The 20276-nt window shown below is 40.8% G+C and carries 17 protein-coding genes; 2 read left to right on the top strand and 15 right to left on the bottom strand.

The window, feature by feature from the left end:
* Positions 1-149: 149 nt before the first annotated feature.
* Positions 150-2924, bottom strand: coding sequence for a cation-transporting P-type ATPase (locus PCY14_RS01290; RefSeq protein ID WP_301363078.1), 2775 nt, complete (start codon positions 2922-2924; stop codon positions 150-152).
* Positions 2925-3040: 116 nt separating this feature from the next.
* Positions 3041-4672, bottom strand: coding sequence for a polysaccharide biosynthesis protein (locus tag PCY14_RS01295; RefSeq protein ID WP_143567501.1), 1632 nt, complete (start codon positions 4670-4672; stop codon positions 3041-3043).
* A gap of 94 nt (positions 4673-4766) precedes the next feature.
* Here PCY14_RS01295 and PCY14_RS01300 point away from each other — a divergent pair, with 94 nt between their 5' ends.
* Complete coding sequence (locus PCY14_RS01300; RefSeq protein ID WP_021151460.1) at positions 4767-6212, top strand: UDP-N-acetylmuramoyl-L-alanyl-D-glutamate--L-lysine ligase; 1446 nt, start codon at positions 4767-4769, stop codon at positions 6210-6212.
* Positions 6213-6273: 61 nt separating this feature from the next.
* On the opposite strand, the gene PCY14_RS01305 is transcribed toward PCY14_RS01300, so the two are convergent.
* From PCY14_RS01305 to PCY14_RS01360, 12 genes are all read right to left on the bottom strand, one after another.
* Complete coding sequence (locus PCY14_RS01305) at positions 6274-7506, bottom strand: peptidoglycan bridge formation glycyltransferase FemA/FemB family protein (RefSeq protein ID WP_301363080.1); 1233 nt, start codon at positions 7504-7506, stop codon at positions 6274-6276.
* Between the two features lie 290 nt (positions 7507-7796).
* Complete coding sequence (locus PCY14_RS01310; protein ID WP_301363081.1) at positions 7797-8360, bottom strand: TIGR00730 family Rossman fold protein; 564 nt, start codon at positions 8358-8360, stop codon at positions 7797-7799.
* 64 nt (positions 8361-8424) lie between these two features.
* A complete protein-coding gene (gene rbfA / locus PCY14_RS01315) occupies positions 8425-8778 on the bottom strand; it encodes a 30S ribosome-binding factor RbfA (protein WP_002889159.1) in 354 nt (117 codons plus the stop codon).
* Positions 8779-8876: 98 nt separating this feature from the next.
* On the bottom strand, positions 8877-11714 hold the full coding sequence (gene infB / locus PCY14_RS01320; protein WP_143567504.1) for a translation initiation factor IF-2: 2838 nt from the start codon (positions 11712-11714) through the stop codon (positions 8877-8879).
* A gap of 18 nt (positions 11715-11732) precedes the next feature.
* A complete protein-coding gene (locus tag PCY14_RS01325; RefSeq protein ID WP_021151455.1) occupies positions 11733-12035 on the bottom strand; it encodes a YlxQ-related RNA-binding protein in 303 nt (100 codons plus the stop codon).
* A complete protein-coding gene (locus tag PCY14_RS01330) occupies positions 12028-12324 on the bottom strand; it encodes a YlxR family protein (protein ID WP_008535929.1) in 297 nt (98 codons plus the stop codon). Before PCY14_RS01330 ends, PCY14_RS01325 begins: the two co-directional genes overlap by 8 nt.
* A 20-nt stretch (positions 12325-12344) precedes the next feature.
* The gene (gene nusA, locus PCY14_RS01335) at positions 12345-13535 is read right to left on the bottom strand and encodes a transcription termination factor NusA (protein ID WP_042771701.1); all 1191 of its coding nucleotides are present in this window, start codon (positions 13533-13535) and stop codon (positions 12345-12347) included.
* 65 nt (positions 13536-13600) lie between these two features.
* The gene (rimP, locus tag PCY14_RS01340; protein WP_021151453.1) at positions 13601-14074 is read right to left on the bottom strand and encodes a ribosome maturation factor RimP; all 474 of its coding nucleotides are present in this window, start codon (positions 14072-14074) and stop codon (positions 13601-13603) included.
* 150 nt (positions 14075-14224) lie between these two features.
* Positions 14225-15478 carry an LCP family protein gene (locus tag PCY14_RS01345; RefSeq protein WP_021151452.1) on the bottom strand — a complete coding sequence of 418 codons (1254 nt, stop codon included), beginning with the start codon at positions 15476-15478 and terminating at the stop codon, positions 14225-14227.
* Positions 15479-15486: 8 nt separating this feature from the next.
* Entirely contained in the window at positions 15487-16008 is a 522-nt protein-coding gene (locus PCY14_RS01350; protein ID WP_301363082.1) for a GNAT family N-acetyltransferase, read from the bottom strand.
* Positions 16001-16444, bottom strand: a complete 444-nt coding sequence (gene tsaE, locus PCY14_RS01355) for a tRNA (adenosine(37)-N6)-threonylcarbamoyltransferase complex ATPase subunit type 1 TsaE (protein ID WP_021145053.1) — start codon at positions 16442-16444, stop codon at positions 16001-16003. Before tsaE ends, PCY14_RS01350 begins: the two co-directional genes overlap by 8 nt.
* 282 nt (positions 16445-16726) lie before the next feature.
* Positions 16727-18148: an NCS2 family permease gene (locus tag PCY14_RS01360; RefSeq protein ID WP_021151450.1), complete on the bottom strand. Its 1422-nt coding sequence runs from the start codon at positions 18146-18148 to the stop codon at positions 16727-16729.
* Between the two features lie 208 nt (positions 18149-18356).
* Here PCY14_RS01360 and PCY14_RS01365 point away from each other — a divergent pair, with 208 nt between their 5' ends.
* Entirely contained in the window at positions 18357-19169 is an 813-nt protein-coding gene (locus tag PCY14_RS01365) for a Cof-type HAD-IIB family hydrolase (RefSeq protein ID WP_014633589.1), read from the top strand.
* Positions 19170-19213: 44 nt separating this feature from the next.
* On the opposite strand, the gene PCY14_RS01370 is transcribed toward PCY14_RS01365, so the two are convergent.
* Entirely contained in the window at positions 19214-19945 is a 732-nt protein-coding gene (locus PCY14_RS01370; RefSeq protein ID WP_070838916.1) for a cyclase family protein, read from the bottom strand.
* Positions 19946-20276 lie beyond the last annotated feature (331 nt).

A 20276-nucleotide genomic window follows, 5' to 3' on the forward strand; every position in this document is an offset into this window, starting at 1 on the left:
ATGTCCTCTATTTTATCACTATTTTCTGAAAAATAATGGGAACTCCATCATACGGATTCTTGATAGTTAGTTATAGTTAATATCTATAACCTTTTGGGCATACTCTATATCTATTAGTAATAACTTAAAAGTAAGCCGTCGGCTTACTTTTAATCAAACAGTCTGTGCCTTATTTCCTCTAGAGCCATAATGATAAATGGACAGAGGAGTAAATAAAGCCAGTCATCAAGACCAATCGGAGCTGTATTAAAAAGAGTGTGGAAAAGAGGCACATAAGACAGGAGAATAAAGAGAATGATTTCTAAGACAATCCCCAGACTAATAATTCTATTAGCAAATGGTTTGATTTGGAAAATAGATCCTCTACCCTTTCGACTATTCATAGCCATACCAATCTGTGTGAAGATGATGGCTCCCAAGGTCATGGTTGTTGCCTCTCGGTAAAGAGGTCCTGAACTAGTTAGATAATTCAGATGCCCTTGATTAACCCAATAATTAAGGAAGAAGGCCCCCATAGCCAAGACAGACTCAATCATACCATACCAAGCAAAGGCTTTTAATAGTAATTGTCGATTCAGCAAACGATCTGATAGACGTCTTGGTGGTTTGTTCATAACGCCTTCTTCAGGTGGCTCAACCCCCAGTCCCAAAGCTGGCATCATATCCGTTCCAAGGTCAATAGCTAGGATTTGCATAACTGTTAAGGGAAGAGGAATACGCCCCAAGGAGAACAAGAAGAAAGCAGAGGGAATAGCTTCTGGAGTATTAGAATTAAAAATATAGGTCAAAAATTTTTGAATATTTCGGTAAACGGCACGTCCTTCTTCAACAGCATGGACAATAGAAGCAAAGTGGTCATCCGTTAAAATCATATCGGCAGATTCCTTGGCTACGTCAGTTCCCGATACCCCCATAGCTACACCGATGTCAGCCTTTTTAAGAGCAGGGGCATCATTAACACCATCACCAGTAACAGCAACAACCTCACCAAGTTCCTGAAGTGCATTGACTACACGATATTTTTGTTCAGGAGCTACACGAGCAAAGACAATCTCGCCTTTAAGAGCTTCTTTGAGATCTTGGTCGGTCATATCTGCCAGTTCAAGACCTGAAACAACACGGGCATTGTCACCTTTTACAATTCCAATTTTCTTGGCAATACTAAGAGCTGTCAACCCATAGTCACCTGTCACCATGATAATGCGAATACTGGCACGGTGACATTGCTCAATTGCTTCACGGACACCTTGACGTGGGGGATCACTCATAGCAACGAGTCCCACAAAGACCATATCTTCTTCGAGGGTCCGCATATCCCACTCGTCTTCTTTGATATGTTGGCTTTCCAAAGGACGATAAGCGACAGCTAAAACACGCAAGCCGTCACGAGCAAATTGATCGTTAGCAGTAAGAATAGCTTGACGTTCTGTAGTGGTCATAGATTTGATTGCTCCTTGACCATCATAATAGTCTGAGCAAAGTTCCATCACTTCTTTAGGCGCACCCTTAGTGATGGAAATATGGTGACTACCATCCAGACCTTTTTCGAGACTATGTACTGTTGTCATCCGTTTACGGTCAGAATCAAAGGGAATTTCTTTAATCCGAGGAGCCCAGATGTGGTTGTCATTTAAATCAAGGCCTGCTTTTTCTGCAAGAACATTAAGACAAGCTTCAGTCGGGTCTCCCAAGACCGTATAGTTAGGATTGTCAGCACTTGGCGCAACCACTTGAGCATTACTAGCCAAATGAGAAAAGCGGACCAGACGATTCAGGAGGTCATTTTCTTTAAGAGAAACAGGGTGACCATCCTGCTCAATGTGTCCTTCTGGTGCGTAACCTAGTCCAGTCACCTCATAATTACCTGACAAGGTCCATAAATGATTAACTGTCATGGCATTTTGAGTCAGGGTCCCTGTTTTATCTGAGCAAATAACAGAGGTTGCTCCGAGTGTCTCAACAGAAGACAATTTTTTCACTAAAGCATGTTCTTTAGCCATGCGCTGTACAGCCATAGCTAGAGATAGAGTAACTGTAGGAAGTAGCCCCTCAGGGATAAAGGCAACAATCATACCCAAGGCAAAGATGAAGGCTTGAGACAAAGGTTGGTGGACAAATAGTGTTGCTGCAATCATAAAGAAGAGACCTACAGATACTGCAATGACCGAAATCTGTTTGGTCAAATGGTCTAGTTCCTTTTGCAGTGGACTTTTTTCTTGAGCTAGGTTTTGCGTCAAGTCTGCAATTTGTCCGAACTCAGTTTTCATACCGATGGCTGATACTATAAAATGTCCAGAACCAGAGGAAACTGTGGTACCTGCAAACACCATATTGTCATATTCCAAATCAGTCTTATCAGGAGCCAAATCTGCTTGGTCTGATTTATAAATGGGATTAGACTCACCAGTGAGGGCAGACTGATTTACTTGCAAGTCTGTCACAGCAATCAAACGTCCATCTGCAGAAATACGGTCACCTTCTTCAATGAAAACCAAATCACCTGGCACCAAGTTCTGTGCAAGGATTTTATCTTCCTTTCCATCACGAAGAACTCGGGTGTAGGATGGAAGAAGCTTATTCAGTGCTTCCGTGGCTTGACTTGCCCTATATTCTTGAATAAAGCTAAAAAGACCGTTAATGATATTGACCAACCAAATCGCAATCCCCAGCTCCAAGCTATGAGAAATCACAGCAATAAAGCCACCAACCCACAACAAGAGAGCCATGAGACTGGTAAAATGTCTGACAAAGGTCAACCAAATAGGCTCTTTCTTGCTTTCTTTCAACTGATTAGGACCATAAGTTGCTTGTCTCTTTTTTACTTCTTGTGTGCTTAACCCTTGAGGGCTTGTTCGCAACACCTGATAAACCTGATCAGGGGTACAGGTTCCTAATTTAGTATCTCTTTGTCTAGAACTACCCATAATCCTTTCCTCGATTCTAAATCATAAAAGCGATTTCATATTTATGCCCTCATTATACTCCTTTTTCAGAAAATGTTGAAAGAAAAAAACCAAGCTACAAGACTTGGTTTCAAATACTATTTAATATGTAATTTAGCTCGTAATCTAGCTGCTCGAGCACCAAGCAATTGGTCAGCCATACGCGTCACAAGAGCAAGCACACCATAAACCAGAATACCCAGGCCACCTCCTAATACTAGATGAATGATACTTCCCATACGGCTTGTTGGAGATAGGATAAATTGGAACAACCAGTAGAAGACAGCAACTGGAATCGCCATGAGGACTGTAAGAATACAAATAAGTAGAGCTTTTCTAAAAACTGTCTTACGACTAAAATGCGTAACTGTGTGAAGGCGCTTATACATGAGAGCAATGGGAACACCTAAGCCGATAGCTGTTGAAATAACCGGGCCGAGAGCTCCTAGGAAAATAATCAATGGTAGCTGAAGAATTGCCTTAACCAACACCCCAATCGCAAAATAATTGATAGCTTTACGGGTCTCAAAGATGGCCTGAAGCATTGGTGCTAAAACACTATACAGGGCCAGGAAAATCACTTGAATCAAACTAGCAGCAAAAAGCAAATGAGCCTGACTGTCTGGTGCTCCATAAAAGACTGTGTAGAGTGGTTTGGCTAAAATCACTGAACCCGCAATAGCAGGTACAATAAAGAGCAAGAGTAACTGTAGATTATTAATAATGAGTTTGGCCGCCCCTCGAAGGTCCTTTTTAACCATATTTTCCGTTAAGAGTGGAATCCCAACCCCAGCAATAGAAATAGCAACGGCAATCAAAATCATAGTAATCTTACTTGGGTTTGAAGACAAATAAGCATAGAGAACCTGAAGCTGACTGTTACTATAGCTTGTAAACTTCTCCATAGTACGGATGAAAGTCCATTGGTCAATCAACTGGAAAAGTTGAACCGCTGACCCAGTGATAATGAAGGGGATGGCTTCCTTAAATGTCTCAATAACAATTGCAGTTGGATTGATATCAGGATGAACGGCCTGCTTACCAAAAAGACTCTTGAGCTTACCTTCCTTCCAAAGGTAGAAGAAAAGCACCCCGTAACTAGCCAACATACCAATGAAAGCGGCAAACGTCGATTGAACAACGGCAGTCACGTAGTCACCTGTCCCAATCCTCATAATGAAGAAAGTTGCCAACAGCATCCAAATGACACGAATAATCTGCTCCGCAATCTGACTCAAGGCGTATGGCTTCATGTTATTGAAGCCCTGGAAAAAGCCTCGTAAAACAGACATAGATGGAAAAATAACAACCGCCCAAGAAAGACTACGCATCACTCGAACCAAGTCTCCATCTCCCCCTGAAAGATAAGACATCCAAGGCGAAGCGAAGTACATGAAAACCCCAAAAATGACGCCCAGACCGACCATGTAATACAAGATACGCTTGAGTAGAAAGAAGCTCGTTTCCATTTTGCCGAGAGTATTGTATTTAGACACCTGCTTGGCAATGGCGACTGGAATCCCTGCTGTCGAAATCAAAAGGAAAAGGGCATAAATATTATACCCCTGACCAAAGAGGGCATTGGCTTGGTCTCCTTGTTTGCCCATCCAAGCATACCAAGGAATAATGTAGAGTGCCCCTAAGAGACGACTGATAATATTGGATGCTGTCATCCATGCCGTCCCTCTTAGCATCTGCTGCTGCTGTGTGTCAGTTTTAGTTTCAGTCATAACTTTCTTTCTAGAGAATAAAATATAATCTAGTTTATTATAAACTTTTGGCTGTGACTTGTAAAACAAGAACATTAAGGCTAAAATAGGAACTATGATTACTATTGAACAAGTTCTAGAGGTTCTTAAAAAGGACCGTAATTTTAGAGATATTATTGACCAAGACCACTACTACTATTCATGGACTGGAGTGACTTTTGAGCATCTTTCTTACGACAGTCGTGATGTCACACCATCTTCCCTCTTCTTTGCCAAGGGGGCTGGCTTCAAGCGTGAATTTTTAGAGAATGCTGTCAAAACTGGCTTGAGCTTCTACGTATCCGAAAAAGATTACCAAGTGGGAATCCCTGCCATTATTGTTTCAGATATCAAGCAAGCTATGAGCCTCGTTGCTCAGGCCTTCTACCAATACCCTCAAGACAAGCTGAAATTGCTGGCTTTTACTGGGACAAAAGGGAAAACAACGGCGGCCTACTTTGCCTATAACATTCTTAAGCAAAGTCATAAACCTGCTATGCTTTCAACCATGAACACGACACTAGACGGAAAAACCTTCTTCAAGTCTACCTTAACAACACCTGAGAGTTTGGATCTTTTCCGTATGATGTCCGAAGCTGTTGATAATGGCATGACCCATCTGATTATGGAGGTTTCAAGTCAGGCCTATCTAACCAAACGAGTCTATGGGTTAACCTTTGACGTAGGCGTCTTTCTTAACATCAGTCCAGACCACATCGGGCCTATTGAACACCCAACCTTTGAAGACTACTTCTACCACAAGCGTCTGCTCTTAGAAAATAGTCGAGCAGTCATCGTCAATAGTGGTATGGATCACTTCAATTTTGTTGCGGAGGAAGTCGCTGATAAAGACCACGACTTCTATGGTAAGGACTCTGAAAATACCGTTCAACATAGCTCAGGATTTAGCTTTAAAGCAAAAGGTAAACTAGCTGGTGATTACGATATCCAACTCATCGGTGACTTTAATCAGGATAATGCTATGGCTGCTGGTTTAGCCTGCTTACGTCTTGGAGCCAGTCTCGAAGACATTAAAAAAGGGATTGCTCAAACCTCTGTTCCAGGTCGTATGGAAATTCTCACTCAGGCAAATGGTGCTAAGGTATTTGTCGACTATGCTCACAATGGTGACAGTCTAGACAAGCTCTTGCAAGTCGTAACTGACCACCAAAAAGGTAGGATTGCTTTGATACTAGGAGCTCCTGGAAATAAGGGGGAAAGCCGTCGTAAAGACTTTGGTCATGTCCTCAACACTTACCCCGAGGTAGATGTCATCTTGTCTGCTGATGACCCTAACAAGGAAGACCCCCTTACCATCTGCCAAGAGATTGCTAGTCATATCAATCGTGAGGTGCGTATCATTGTTGATCGTGAGGAGGCCATCAAAACTGCCATGTCTGAAACTACAGGCTCAAAAGATGCTCTTGTTATCGCAGGTAAGGGAGCTGATGCCTTTCAAATTGTAAATGGTAAACACACTGATTATGCTGGTGATATTGAAGTCGCTAAGAAATATTTGTAAACAACAAAAAGTCAATTGAGGTATTACAATTAGCCTCAATTGACTTTTTTCTATATGGAAACTAGTCCTTACCTAGTGTCTTCTTAAAAATATCGTAGAAGGGATTGAGGGTCTTATCAAATGAGCCAACAAGCGTCTCTAATTGTCCGCCAAACTGACGCTTAAAGTTAAAGTTTCCTTTGCCAGAACTAGCTGCCTCAGTTTCAATAGTACCGTAAAAGTTAAAACGCTTTTTAGCCTTACTTTTAGCATATTTTATCATCTCCCAATGAAGCAAAACCGCTCCACCAAAATTAAGGTAGGCTTCATCATTACCTCCGTAAAAGCTGACAATTTCCGGACCATAATCCATGAAAAGATAAGCTGAAAGCGGTAATTTGTCAGTCTTGATTTGGTAAGACTTGAATTGCTCTAAGCGCTTATAGTAGCTTCTCAGCTGATCCTCCGCATCTGCTATTTGACCCTTGGTACGTTTTTTCTGAGGACCTTCTTTTAAAGCCTGAATCTTGGCTTCAAAAGACTGAATATTCTCGTCAAGATAAACTAGATAGGCTGGACAATCCAAATAAGCCAACATAAACTTGGCAGATTTGCCAAAACATTTTTTTAGATTTTGAAAATAAACCAGCGGATGAACAGAAAATCCCTTTCTCTCCGCCGTTCGACTTAAAATATCGTAGAACTGGTCAAGTTGATGCTCATCCAACTCTTCAATCTTGACATTCAGAGCAGTAAATTTTTTGAGGTCTCGCTTCAATGACGGAGAAAAGGCAGCAAGAATCTCATCAGAACCAGCAAAATTTTCAATTGGCTTGACAAACATCTGGTTAACTACTAAAGATTGCCCCGAATCCAAAGAGTGCTCAAAACCTAACGTTTCAAATACCTTTAGCACATCACTGGCCTTATCTACTTCGATATTTTCAAGCTTTTCATTTCTAATAAGATTTGTCAGATAAGGGTGTATGGAAAGTGTGGCAATATTTTTCTTTCTTAAATAGAGTATTAAAGCCTCAAGTAGCTCTGTCAAACTATCAAGAGAGTGGTAATTTAACAGGGGACCATGCAACAAGAGGGCCTTTTTAAATATACGAAAGCTCTTCTTATAAACGACTATTGTTTGGCCTACCCTTAAGCCATCTCTTTCGAAAACCAGGGCTTCTACTTTTTCTATATGGTCTTGACCTTCCTGAAGTTTGGACATCTCAGCAGACTGCAGAAAATTGGCACACTTTGCGGTTACCTGTGTGTTTTGATAATCCTCAAAACTAACACTTTTAACCCTAATAGACATTACTATCATCCCTTCCGTTTCATCCTATATCCCACATTTCCCTAAAATCATTAAATGCTTTTAATGATTGGCAAAGTTTTCCAAACCAAGAGGGGTATTTAGTGATTATGAATGTTACTCACAGATGATGAGGAAAATTAATTAAATTATTAAAATTACAAACATCATTATATACAAAATTATTGTTTTTGTTAAGCCTTTTGGGTGATTTTCTGAAACTTACATGAATGTTCATCTGATTATAAAAAGTCCTTCCACTTAAATGCAGAAGAACCTTTCTTCACCGATACTTACCTATAACGTCGCAATTGAGGTGGGGTATAAGACTGAACAAAGGCCTCAATTTCAGCAAAATCATCTGTAAAGAGGAATTTTGTAGCCGTTCCAGCCTCTAAAAAATCATGAGCAACCATGGTATCTAACATGGCCTTCATGGCATCATAATAGCCGTTTAGGTTAAAGAAAACACAGGGTTTGTCCAGCTTACCCACACGAGCAGCAGCAATGGCTTCTGAGATTTCTTCAAGTGTTCCGAGACCTCCTGGAAGGGCGATAAAGAGCTCACCCTGCTCTAACATAGCTGTCTTGCGCTCTGCCATCGTTTTTACTATCGTCATTGATGTCAATCCCTCATAAGCAATTTCTCTATCCTTAAGAAATTGCGGCATAATCCCATGAACCTGTCCACCATTTTCCAAAACAGTATCACCAAGAACCCCCATAAGACCCATCTTACTACCACCATAGACTAGGGTATGTCCATTTTTAGCAATCCAGCGACCTAAGGTAATTGTTGCCTCCTTAAAGCTTGGACTATCTCCCATATTAGCACCCAAATAGACTGTAACTTTCATCGTAGTCCTCCTTTTTATTCTATTATAACGCAAAATTCCTGCCATAATTGACAGGAATGTTATCTTAGTCTTTACGCTCCAAATTACGAAGCATTTCATCAATTTTATTACCGTATTCGATAGATTCATCCTTGATAAAGGTCAAATCTGGGATCTTATACATGGTCAAATTTTTACCAAGTTCACGTTTGATGGTACCAGTCGCCTTTTCAAGTCCTGTTTGGGCCTTTTGACTATCTGATGCCAAGTTTGAATGAATGGTATAAAATACCTTTGCAGCTGACAAATCGCCAAGCATTTGCACATCGGTAATGGTTACATCTTGAACACGTGGATCACGAACCTTCTTTTGAAGAATTTCGTTGACTTCACGTTTAATTTCCATCCCAACACGGTCTATACGAAATGAATTTCCCATAGTCTCATCCTTTCATTTTCTTATAATGGAACAAAAGCCAGGCCTGATGACCTAGCTTTGTCTCCTAAGTCAGCTCTTTCTGAGAAATCTGACAAAAATTAACGTTTGATTTCTTCCATGATGTAAGCTTCAATAACGTCGTCAACTTTAATATCGTTATAGTTTTCAATCATCAAACCACCCTCTTGAGCGTTTCCGACTTCTTTAACATCATCTTTAAAGTGTTTCAAACTTGCCAATTTACCATCGAAAATAACAACACCATCACGGATGACACGGGCACTTGATTCACGAGTAATTTTACCGCTAGTAACCATGAATCCACCGATTGTTCCGACTTTAGAAACTTTGAAGGTTTCACGAATGATTGCTTCACCAAGGATTTTTTCTTCAAATTCTGGATCAAGCATCCCTTTCATAGCATCTTCGATTTCTTCAATAACCTTATAGATAATGCTATGAAGACGAATTTCAACTTCATCAGTTTCTGCTTGTTGGCGAGCTTGAGGCGTAGGGCGAACGTTAAATCCGATAACCACAGCGTCTGAAGCTTCCGCAAGTGTAATATCAGATTCATTGATAGCACCTACCGCTGAGTGAACAACATTCACACGAACGCCTTCAACATCAATCTTAAGAAGTGATGCTGCCAAGGCTTCAACAGAACCTTGTACATCGGCCTTGATGATAACATTAACAGTCTTCATTTCACCAGCTTTAAGGGTATCAAAGAGGTTATCCAGACTAACACGGTGTGTTTGTTGACGTTGCTTCATAAGAGCACGTTTTGCACGTTCTTCACCAGCCGCACGGGCTGCTTTTTCATCTTCATATACGGCAAAATGGTCACCCGCCATAGGAGCTTCATTCAAACCAGTAATGGAAACTGGTGTTGATGGCGCTGCAGTCTTAATGCGACGACCAAGGTCATTAGTCATAGCACGGACACGTCCGAAGGTGTTACCAACAACGATTGGGTCTTGAACATGCAAGGTACCTTGTTGAACAAGGAGGGTAGCAACTGCACCTTTACCTTTATCCAAACGGGCTTCGATAACAGTACCGATAGCACGAACACTTGGATCCGCTTTAAGCTCTTCCACTTCAGCCACAAGAAGAACGGTTTCAAGCAATTCTTCAATGTTTTGGCCAAATTTAGCTGAGATTTCAACAAACTCGCTATCGCCACCCCAAGCAGTTGAGATAACGCCATGCTCTGCTAATTCACCGATAACACGTTCTGGGTTAGCACCTGGTTTATCAATCTTGTTAATCGCAACAATGATTGGAACACCAGCAGCCTTAGAGTGGTTGATGGCTTCAATCGTTTGTGGCATAACACCATCATCCGCAGCTACAATCAAGATAGTAATATCCGTAACAGAGGCACCACGAGCACGCATAGATGTAAAGGCCGCGTGTCCAGGAGTATCAAGGAAGGTAATTTTCTTACCACCCTCTTCAATTTGGTAGGCACCAATATGCTGTGTGATACCACCAGCTTCACCTGTAGCAACACGTGAGTTACGAAGGGTATCAAGAAGGGTTGTTTTACCATGGTCAACGTGTCCCATGATAGTAACAACTGGTGCACGTTCTACCATAGCATCTTTGTTAAGGTAATCTTCATCAACAAAGAAACGTTCGATATCAGCATTGTCAACTTCTTCTTTCTTGGTTGCTTCAATGCCATAGTCAACCATCAACAACTCAATGGTATCTCCATCCAGAGATTGGTTTTGAGTTGCCATAACACCCATCATGAAGAGTTTTTTAACGATTTCAGCTGGCTCACGTTTAATACGTTTTGCGATTTCTGCAACCGTCATACCCTCAGTGTATTCGAATTCTTTTGGCAATTCATGGAATTTACGCTCGGTTACTGGTTTTGGAGCCGAATTACCACGGTTGTTTTTACCTTTTTTATTTTTGTTTTTGTTCCAGTTACTATTTCGTTGATTTCTCACTTGGTTTTGATTATTCCACTTATTATTTCTTGTTTGCTTAGGTCCATCTTCATTCTCGCGACGATTATCACGTGATTTATCAGGACGTGCCTTTTTACGACGTGTATCTTGTGCTTGTGCGGCTGGGGCTGGTTGAGCAGCCACCGGAGCTGGTTTGGGAGCTGGCTTAGCTTCAGCCACTGCTTTTTGAGCGGCTACTTCTGCCTGATGCTTCTCTTGTCTTGCCTTTTCCTGCTCTTTTGCACGGCGTTGTTCTGCAGCTTTTTCTTCACGGAAACGCGTTTCACTTTGACGTGAATACTCTGCATTTTGCTCTGCCTTCAAGGCTGCTGCACGCGCTTTAAAGTCAATACGTGGACCTGCCTGATTGTTACGGGCAGCATCATTACGCTTATTTCGACCTTGATCATTGCGCTGTTTAGCTTGGAAATTACGGTCACGATTATTTTTGTTATCACGGTTTCCGTTATTACGGTTTCCTTGACCATTTCCATTTTGGTTACGACGGTCATTATTGTGACGTTTACCTTGATCGTTACCTTGTTTATTGCGATTACGGTTACGGTTGTCACGACCACCACCATTTTGGCGACGCTCTGCTTCTGCCTTAGCACGTGCTTCACGTTCTGCCTTAAAGTTACGACTTTGTGGCTTTTTCGGCGTCACAGGAGCTTCTTTAGCTTCAGCCTTTACGGTTTCCTTAGCAGGAGCCGGTTTGGACGTCGAAGCCTTTTCAGCTTTTGGCGTAACCTTCTCTTTCTTAGGAGCTGGTGCTACTTTTGGAGCAGGCTTACTCTCTGCCTTAGCTGTGCCTCCTTTTAAACTTGAAGTGATACGATTAGCATCAGCTTCTTCAACTGATGAGGAATGGCTTTTAACAGAAAGCCCTAGTTCTTGCGCCTTTGCGACAACAACCTTACTTTCTACACCAACCTCTTTTGCGATTTCATATAATCGTTTCTTTGACACGTGATGCCCTCCTATTCTTTAGTCCATAAGAGTCCTCATTTTCTTTGAAAATCCAGCATCAACCACAGCAACCGTTTTTCTCGGTTTACCAATAGCCATGCTTAATTCCAGTGCGTTAAACACTGTGGAGAATTCTATATTATAGTAGTTACATTTATCAGTCATCTTTTTAGTCACATTACTACCAGCGTCATTGGCAAGAAAGACTAATCTTGCCTTTCTTGATTGAACTGCCTTGATGACAAGTTCTTCGCCAGAAATAAGTTTTCCAGCCCTTTGCGCTAGTCCAAGTAAATTGGACAATTTTTCTGTGTTATTCAAGACCTAACTCTCTTCTTTTGACCTTGTGATCCACATAGGCGATAAGTTCATCGTAAAAACTTTCAGGAACTTCCATTGAAAAACTATGGTTAAAAGCTCGTTTCTTTTTAGCTTGGAGAGCTTCCTCATTATCTAATTTAATATAAGCTCCTCGGCCATTTTTCTTTCCTGTTGGATCAATGAAAATCTCACCATCTTTAGTTTTCACAATACGGAGCAAATCACGTTTATCAATGATTTCTCCTGAGACAACTGATTTTCGTAAAGGTATTTTTCGTGTTTTAGCCATCAAACACCTCTAAATTCTTCTTATTCTGCTTCTGTTACTTCTTCTGTTGTGACTTCAACAGGTGTAGTTTCTTCTGCAACAACCTCGTCTACAACTTCTTCTGTAGCAGCCTCAGCTTTTTCAGCTTCAAGAGCTTCATATTCAGTAGCTGACTTGATATCAATACGATAGCCAGTCAAGTGAGCCGCTAAACGAACGTTTTGTCCACGACGACCAATCGCAAGTGACAATTTATTATCTGGAACGACAACTGTCGCACGCTTGCTATCATTTTCGTCAAAGAGGACATAGTCCACTTCAGCAGGTGCAATAGCGTTGTAGATAAACTCAGCTGGATCTTCAACCCATTGAATAACATCAATGTTCTCTTCAACAGGAACTTCAATACCTGTCTTAGCATCCAAACGTGTTGGATGGAAGCGGCTGACCACCTTTTTGATATTATTTCCACCACGCCCAACAATGGTACCAATGGCATCAACATTAGGGTTATGGCTGCGAACAGCAACCTTAGTACGATCACCAGCTTCACGAGACACACTCATAATTTCTACAGTTCCATCAAATACCTCAGGAATCTCTTGTTCCATGATACGTTTGATGAACTCAGGATGGCTACGGCTTACAAAGACGTTAACACCTTTTGGATTATTTTCCACTTTATAAACATAGACATCGATCACATCGTGAGACTTAAAGCTTTCGCCAGGAATTTGATCTTGACGTGACAATTGAGCCTCAAGAGTCCCGAGATTGACATAAATGAAACGTTGGTCAAAGCGTTCAACTGTTCCTTGCATGATTTCACCTTCATGTTGTTTGTAGTCATTATAGGTGATTTCACGCATTTGCTTACGCATTTTTTCCATGATGGTTTGCTTAGCAGATTGCGCTGCCACACGACCAAATTCATCCACTGACTCTTCGAAACGAATCTTATCACCGAGTTCGTAGGCAGAACTAATAGCAAGCGCATCCTTAAGACTGATTTCCAAGCGGCTATCAAAGACTTCGTCTACAACTTCACGAACAGTATAAACTTGGAAATCACCTGTTTTTTCATTAAATTCAACAACAGCTGATTCTGATTGACCATAACGACGCTTGTAAGCTGATTTAAGCGATTCAACCACAGCTTCGATGATATCATCCTTGTTAATGTGTTTTTCTTCTTCCAAGACACGGAAGGCTTCTAGCATTTCTTTGCTCATATTCTTTGTCGTTTTAGCCCTTCAAAGGCAAAACTGGCATCCTTTCTTTATTTACACTAAGAGTTCTAGAGTTTGACTGCCAAACGAGCTTTAGCAACTGTTTGATAGGGAATCTCAACAGTTTTATGGCGAGTCTTGTCAAGATAATCAATTGTTAGGATTTCCCCATCAAAGGCCACCAAGTCACCTTGGAAAATCTTAATCTTATCAATAGCCTTGTAAAGACTAACATTGATATACTGACCAACAGCATTGGTCAAAGCTTCTTTGGTCTTCAAGGGACGCTCTAACCCTGGACTAGATACTTCCAGCATGTATTGGTCCGGAAAGGGATCAGGCTGAATAGTATCCAAGAGAGGACTGATAATTTCAGTCAGGTCTGCAGTATCTTCGACAGTAATACCACCTGGCTTATCAATCAAAACGGACAAGACATAGTCACTGCCAAGCTTTTCATACTCGATATCGACCAATTCGTAGGGCCCAGGAATAGCTGGTGCTACGACAGCCGTCACGAGATCAATAATTTTTTGTGACATTATGACCTCCTTACATACACAAGAGACGAAGTTTCTACTCCGCCTCTCTTTCATTATTTTCCTATATTATAGCATAGCTCATAAACCATTGCAAGGAATAACCATATCACAAGATAGACATAAGAAAAAGGATGGGAATTCCCAATCCTTCTATTGCGTCGCCGGAGCAGAACTATAAGTAGTCACACCAGAACCACCATTATTGTAAGTGGCACTTGCCGTACCTTGATCCTGAACATAGCTACCTGTTGTACCACTATAATTACTGCTATAAGTGGTGTTCCCACCATAAGTATTTACTGAAGCACTACCCGCTCCCTCTACAGTGGCACCCTCATACACTCCAGAGGATTCATTAGAGGCTGCATTTGATTTCGAATTAACGAAACTATCAGATCCATAACTTGATGCTCCTGAGCCAGAGAGAACCAAGGACGTCTTAAGATTAGACTCAGAAACCTTTTTCTTACCGACTTCTTTTCTAATACGGTTCTGTACTTTCAGGATATCTTCAGTTGAAGCCATTTGATAGCTTCCACCATTAATCATGGCATCCGAACCAGCCAACTGATAAGACTTAATATTTTTAAGGGCATCACTATAACCCATCAAACTACGGAGAGTATCTGTATCACCAAGCTCAATACTTGTTTGCACATTTGAGCTCACAGCTGATAAGATTTTTTTGTAGGAACCAATAGAGTCCATCTTCAAAATCTTGGCAACAACCTTCTGAATAACCTCACGCTGACGTTTTTGACGACCATAGTCACCATCAGGGTCATCATAACGCATACGCGAATAAACCAAGGCTTGTTCACCATTAATTTTGTGGGTTCCTGGCTCAACTTTTGCCTGAAATTCTGGTTCATTCTCTGCAATCGAAATTGGAAAATCGAAATGATTGGTTACTTCAATACCACCTACGGCATTAACCAGATCTATCATCCCTTGCATATTAATCAGTGCATAATAGTCAATATCAATGTCTAAAACCTTTTGAATCGTCGAGATAGCCAAGTCGGCGCCTCCCTCAGCATAGGCTGCATTCAGTTTGGCTTGTCCTGACCCCTCTATATCCGTTAACAGGTCACGTTCTAGACTGGTCATGGTTGTTTTCTTAGTCTCAGGATTCACCGTCACCAAAATCATGGTATCAGAGTTCCCTTCCCAGGTTTCCTTACGTTCTTTAGACCCCGTATCTACCCCCATTAACAAGATAGTTATCGGTTTAGTCTGTTGAATCGCCTTGCTATTACCTGTGGTTGCCTTAGACATCCTAAATGTCTTTGACAATTCACCAGTTGCATAGTTGTAGGTTGTCGTTAGGTAAATACCCGCAGCTACTACAGTAGTGGCAAAAATCGCCAACAACATTAATAAAATTTTTCGTCCAAGTTTCATATTTTTTCCTAATCTATAAGTTTAGCCATAAGGTAAACGTCTAGAAATTCTCCATTTTTAGTTCTGGCACCACGTTTCTTAGTGCCTTCGATGTCAAATCCAAATTTACGATAGAGGTGAACTGCCCGTTCATTACGTGCTTGAACCGTCAACTCTAAACGACGAATAGCCGGTGTATGATTGGCCCAATCAATCATTAATTCCATAAGAGACTGACCAACGCCATGTCCCCAATAAAGCTTAGAGACCGCAATAAAGACATCACCGATATGACTGGTTTTAGTGTCTTGGTCAGCAGTAACATTGCAAACACCAATGACCTCATGGCCTAATTTCGCCACTAAACAAATTTCGTTAGTCACATTTTGGCGACTATCAATATAAGATGCTAGCTGTTCAGCACTCAGGACAAAACTCCTATCATCCTGGGCTAGAAAGTCTGACTCCAAGGCCACCGTCTCAAGTAATAAGGCCAACGAAGTTGCATCTTCTCTTTGGGCTTCTTCAATGACTAATTCTTGCTCAGCCATTTAATATAGCCTCCTGAATTTCTTGGCTTCTCGGTCCAAAAGCTTCGAACGTCAACTGTCGTCCATCATCATGATGAGCTATCGAAATCAAGAGATAATCCCCTAAGAGATCCTCATCCAAGAGCTCACCCCACTCGATAATCGTTACGCCGTCGCCATATAGAAAATCATCCAAGTCAATAGAATCTGGATCATCGCCTATACGATACACATCTAAATGATATAGTGGCAAACGTCCTTCATACTCCCTAACGATAGTGTAGGTCGGACTTTTAATCATCTGTGAAATATTTAAACCTTTGGCAATCCCTTTCGTTAAAGTGGTTTTGCCCGCTCCCAGATCACCTGAGAGAACAATTATATCACCAGAATTGAGCAGGCTACCAATGTTTTGGCCAATGCTTATCAATTCCTCTTCATTTCGACTGTAAATCATGTTTTCATTATATCAAAAAATAAAAATATGGACTAGAATCCGCTGTAAATTTCCAGTAAAATCATGCAAATAATGACTCCTCTCAACCGCAAGTGCAGAGACGACGCACTAATTAAAAACTTATCTTAGCTTTATTTAGTACTCATAAAATTAAATCCCAAACATCTATTTGTCTTGATTTCAATTTCCTTTAAAAAACAGCCTTAAAAATAGGAAAATCGTGCTTCACAAGAGAACTACAAAAGCCCGACACAAGTGCCAGACTTTTGTATGATTCAAACTTTAGAGCACAGCCATACTGATGAAGTTAAGGATAAACAAGATATCCAAAATCCACATAATAAAGTGGACATCCTTAGCTTGACCTTTGACGATTTTGACCAAAGTATAAGTAAGGAAACCAGCTGCGATACCATAGGTAATACTATATGAGAATCCCATGAAAATAGAAGTGAAGAAGGCAGGAATAGCTTCAGACAAGTCTTCCCAATCGACACTCTTAAGGTTAGAGAGCATCATAACACCTACAATAATAAGAATAGGCGCTGTTGCCGCATTTGGAACGATTGACACCACTGGACTAAAGAAACTAGAAATGGCAAAGAGTACAGCAACCACAAGAGCTGTCAAACCAGTACGTCCACCAGCACCAATACCTGCTGCAGATTCAACGTAAGTTGTAACGTTTGAAGTCCCTGCAATGGCACCAATACTTGTACCAACAAGGTCAGAGTAAAGAGCACGGTCAAGAGCTTTTGATTCGTTGTTATCACCTGTTGAAGCAATGATACCAACCTTCTCACCAGTACCGATTAAGGTACCGATAGTATCGAAGATATCAGTCAATGAGAAGGCAAGGATAGCCATAAAGACACCAGGCAAACGAGAAACGTCTGCAAAGAGTGATCCCAATCCCTTAGATCCAAGCGCTGCACCAAAGACCTGACCAAGATCTTTAATAGATGATGTCAAGCTAGCTGCGTGCCAATCGATGCTTCCAAGATCAACGACACCAGCAAAAATAGCAATGATAGTCGTTACGAGGATTGAAAGAAGAACTCCACCACGAATACCTTTAACAATAAAGAAAATCGCAATCGCAAGACCAATCAAACCTACAATTACAGTTGGATTATTGAAGGCAACCAAACCTGGTGTAGCTGACGATGAAGCTGTAATTGACGCCTTGGCCATGTCAGCACCTTTACCTGCTACAGTGTAGGTATGTGGATTAATTGAGAATTTCAAGAAACCAGCATTTTTAATCCCAACATAGGCAAGGAAAACACCGATACCTGCTGAAATAGCAGATTTGAGAGCTGTTGGAATAGACTCAATAATCATCTTACGTACTTTAGTTACCGTGATGATCAATGAAATAACACCACATAGAAAGACCATTGCTAAGGCCTCTTGCCAAGTGTAACCCAAAGAAAAGACCACTGTGTAGGTGAAGAAGGCATTAAGCCCCATACCAGGCGCTTGAGCGTATGGTAGGTTAGCATAAAATGCCATCATCAATGTCCCTGCAACCGCACCAATAATTGTTGCTAAGAAAACACCTTGTGCAGGCATTCCTGTTTGGGCCAACATCGCTGGGTTAACAAAGAGGATGTAAGACATGGCAAAGAAAGTTGTCAATCCGGCAGTCACTTCTGTGCGGACATCAGTACCATGTTCTTTCAATTTGAAAAACTTTTCCATGAAAGTTTAGACTCCTTAATAAAAAATATTGTCAAAATCCGAATAATTTCGGAACATTCTCATGTAGAATGCAACATTACTATTCTACATGAAATCATTTGACGGTGCAAGGTTTATTTCCTGAGACTTTTCTTATGAAAAACCGAACGTTCTTAGAAAGCTCTTTCTTAATCACCAACAAAGGACAGATTTTTGCTATAATAGGAACATGACAAAAAAATTGATTGCACTAGATCTTGATGGAACGTTATTACGCCCAGATGGAACTATTTCAGAATTTACACAAAAAACGATTAAAGACGTACAAAACAAAGGACACCAAGTCGTTATTGCTACAGGTCGTCCTTATCGTATGGCTATTGACCATTACAAAACACTAGGGTTAGAAACACCACTCATCACCTTCAACGGCTCTTTGACCAATCTTCCAGACCAAGACTGGGCTTATGAGCATTCGGTTAAATTAGATAAGAAATATCTGATTAGCCTCTTACAACGCCATGATGAATTAGAGATGGATTTTCTGGCTAGTGAATATCGAAAACACTTCTATATCACTATGAATCACCCAGAGCGTATTCAACCACAACTCTTTGGTGTTGATAAAATTATTGAGGCTATGCGTTTAGAACCAACTAAAATCACGCGCAACCCAAATGCTCTTCTTATGCAAACTCGTCACGAAGATAAGTACCAGCTAGCCGATGATATCAAGAAAGACTTCAAGGAAGAAATTGAAGTTGATTCTTGGGGTGGCCCGCTTAATATTTTGGAATTTTCGCCTAAAGGTATTAACAAGGCCTACGCCCTGAACTACTTACTTAAGGCCATGCGTAAATCAACGGATGATTTGATTGCTTTTGGTGACGAACACAATGACACAGAGATGTTGGAACTTGCTAAAACTGGTTATGCCATGAAGAATGCTAGCTCTGTCCTTCTTCCCCACGCTAACGAACAAATTGAGTGGACTAATGAAGAGGATGGCGTTGCTCGCAAACTTCAAGAACTCTTTTTATAAACAAGAAAAGACACTGAAAATTTCTTCGGTGTCTTTTGTTCTGATTAAGGTAAAATAGCCACTGCACGCACTGGGGAACCTGTCGCCTTGTCCCAGTGAGGAAATGCAATTGAAATCAAAGCACCAACGGCTGGAACTTGATCCAATTGGTTCAAGACTTCTACCTGATAAATGTTTTGTTCCAAGAGGTAGTATTCGTTAACCAAGCCATGTTCTGCTGCTGGAATACCAGCATCTGTATCAAAAGTCTCATGACCGACAGCCTTAACATGGCGTTCATGAATCAAGAATTCTAGAGCTTCGCGGCTCCAACCTGGACTTTGCTGAACCCCATTTTCATCAAGGTTGCGCATAGCATCTTGATCTGGCCAACGCTTCGACCAATCACTACGAAAAGCGACAAAGGCCCCTTCAACAATTCGTCCATGTTCTGCTTCAAAGTCTAAGATATCTTGTTTGCTCAAGACAAAGTTTGGACTCGCAGCAACTTCTTTAGACTTGTCGATAACATAGAGTGGTAAAAGAAGATCTTTGAGGGCAATCTCATCCAACCAACGACCACCTTCTACAAAGTGAATCGGTGCATCAATATGCGTTCCGTATTGACCAACTACTGTAAATTTTTGAACATGGAAACCATCTTTTAATGTGAAAAGATCTTCTTGTTTCAAAGCAGGGAGGGCTGGGAAATGTGGACTTTCCGCATTAATTTTGTGGGTCAAGTCAACCCATTTCTTAGATTGCAATTCATTATAAATACTTAGTAAATCTGACATAAGGAGGTCCTCTTTTCTTATAGATTTAACCTTAAATAGTTAATTGAAGAAATTATAGCAGCCAACACTAGCTATTACAAGCATTTATCTCATTTTTTCTCAATCCCATTTTCTCTATTTAGATATAGCTAAAAACTATATCCAAATCCTTTTGTCTGAAAAGAAAGTATATTTGCGATAATTTGATATTTTTTTCAATTTTATGACACTTTTGTTACGAAAACCATTGACAAATCTATGATAACGTTTTACAATTAGATTGTTCTAATTTTCGAGGGACTAAAAAAATATTGTTGTCATTTTCATATCATGAATGATAATACCAATAATC

It is taken from the genome of Streptococcus sp. SV2 (assembly GCF_030440175.1).
GTDB lineage: Bacteria > Bacillota > Bacilli > Lactobacillales > Streptococcaceae > Streptococcus > Streptococcus raffinosi.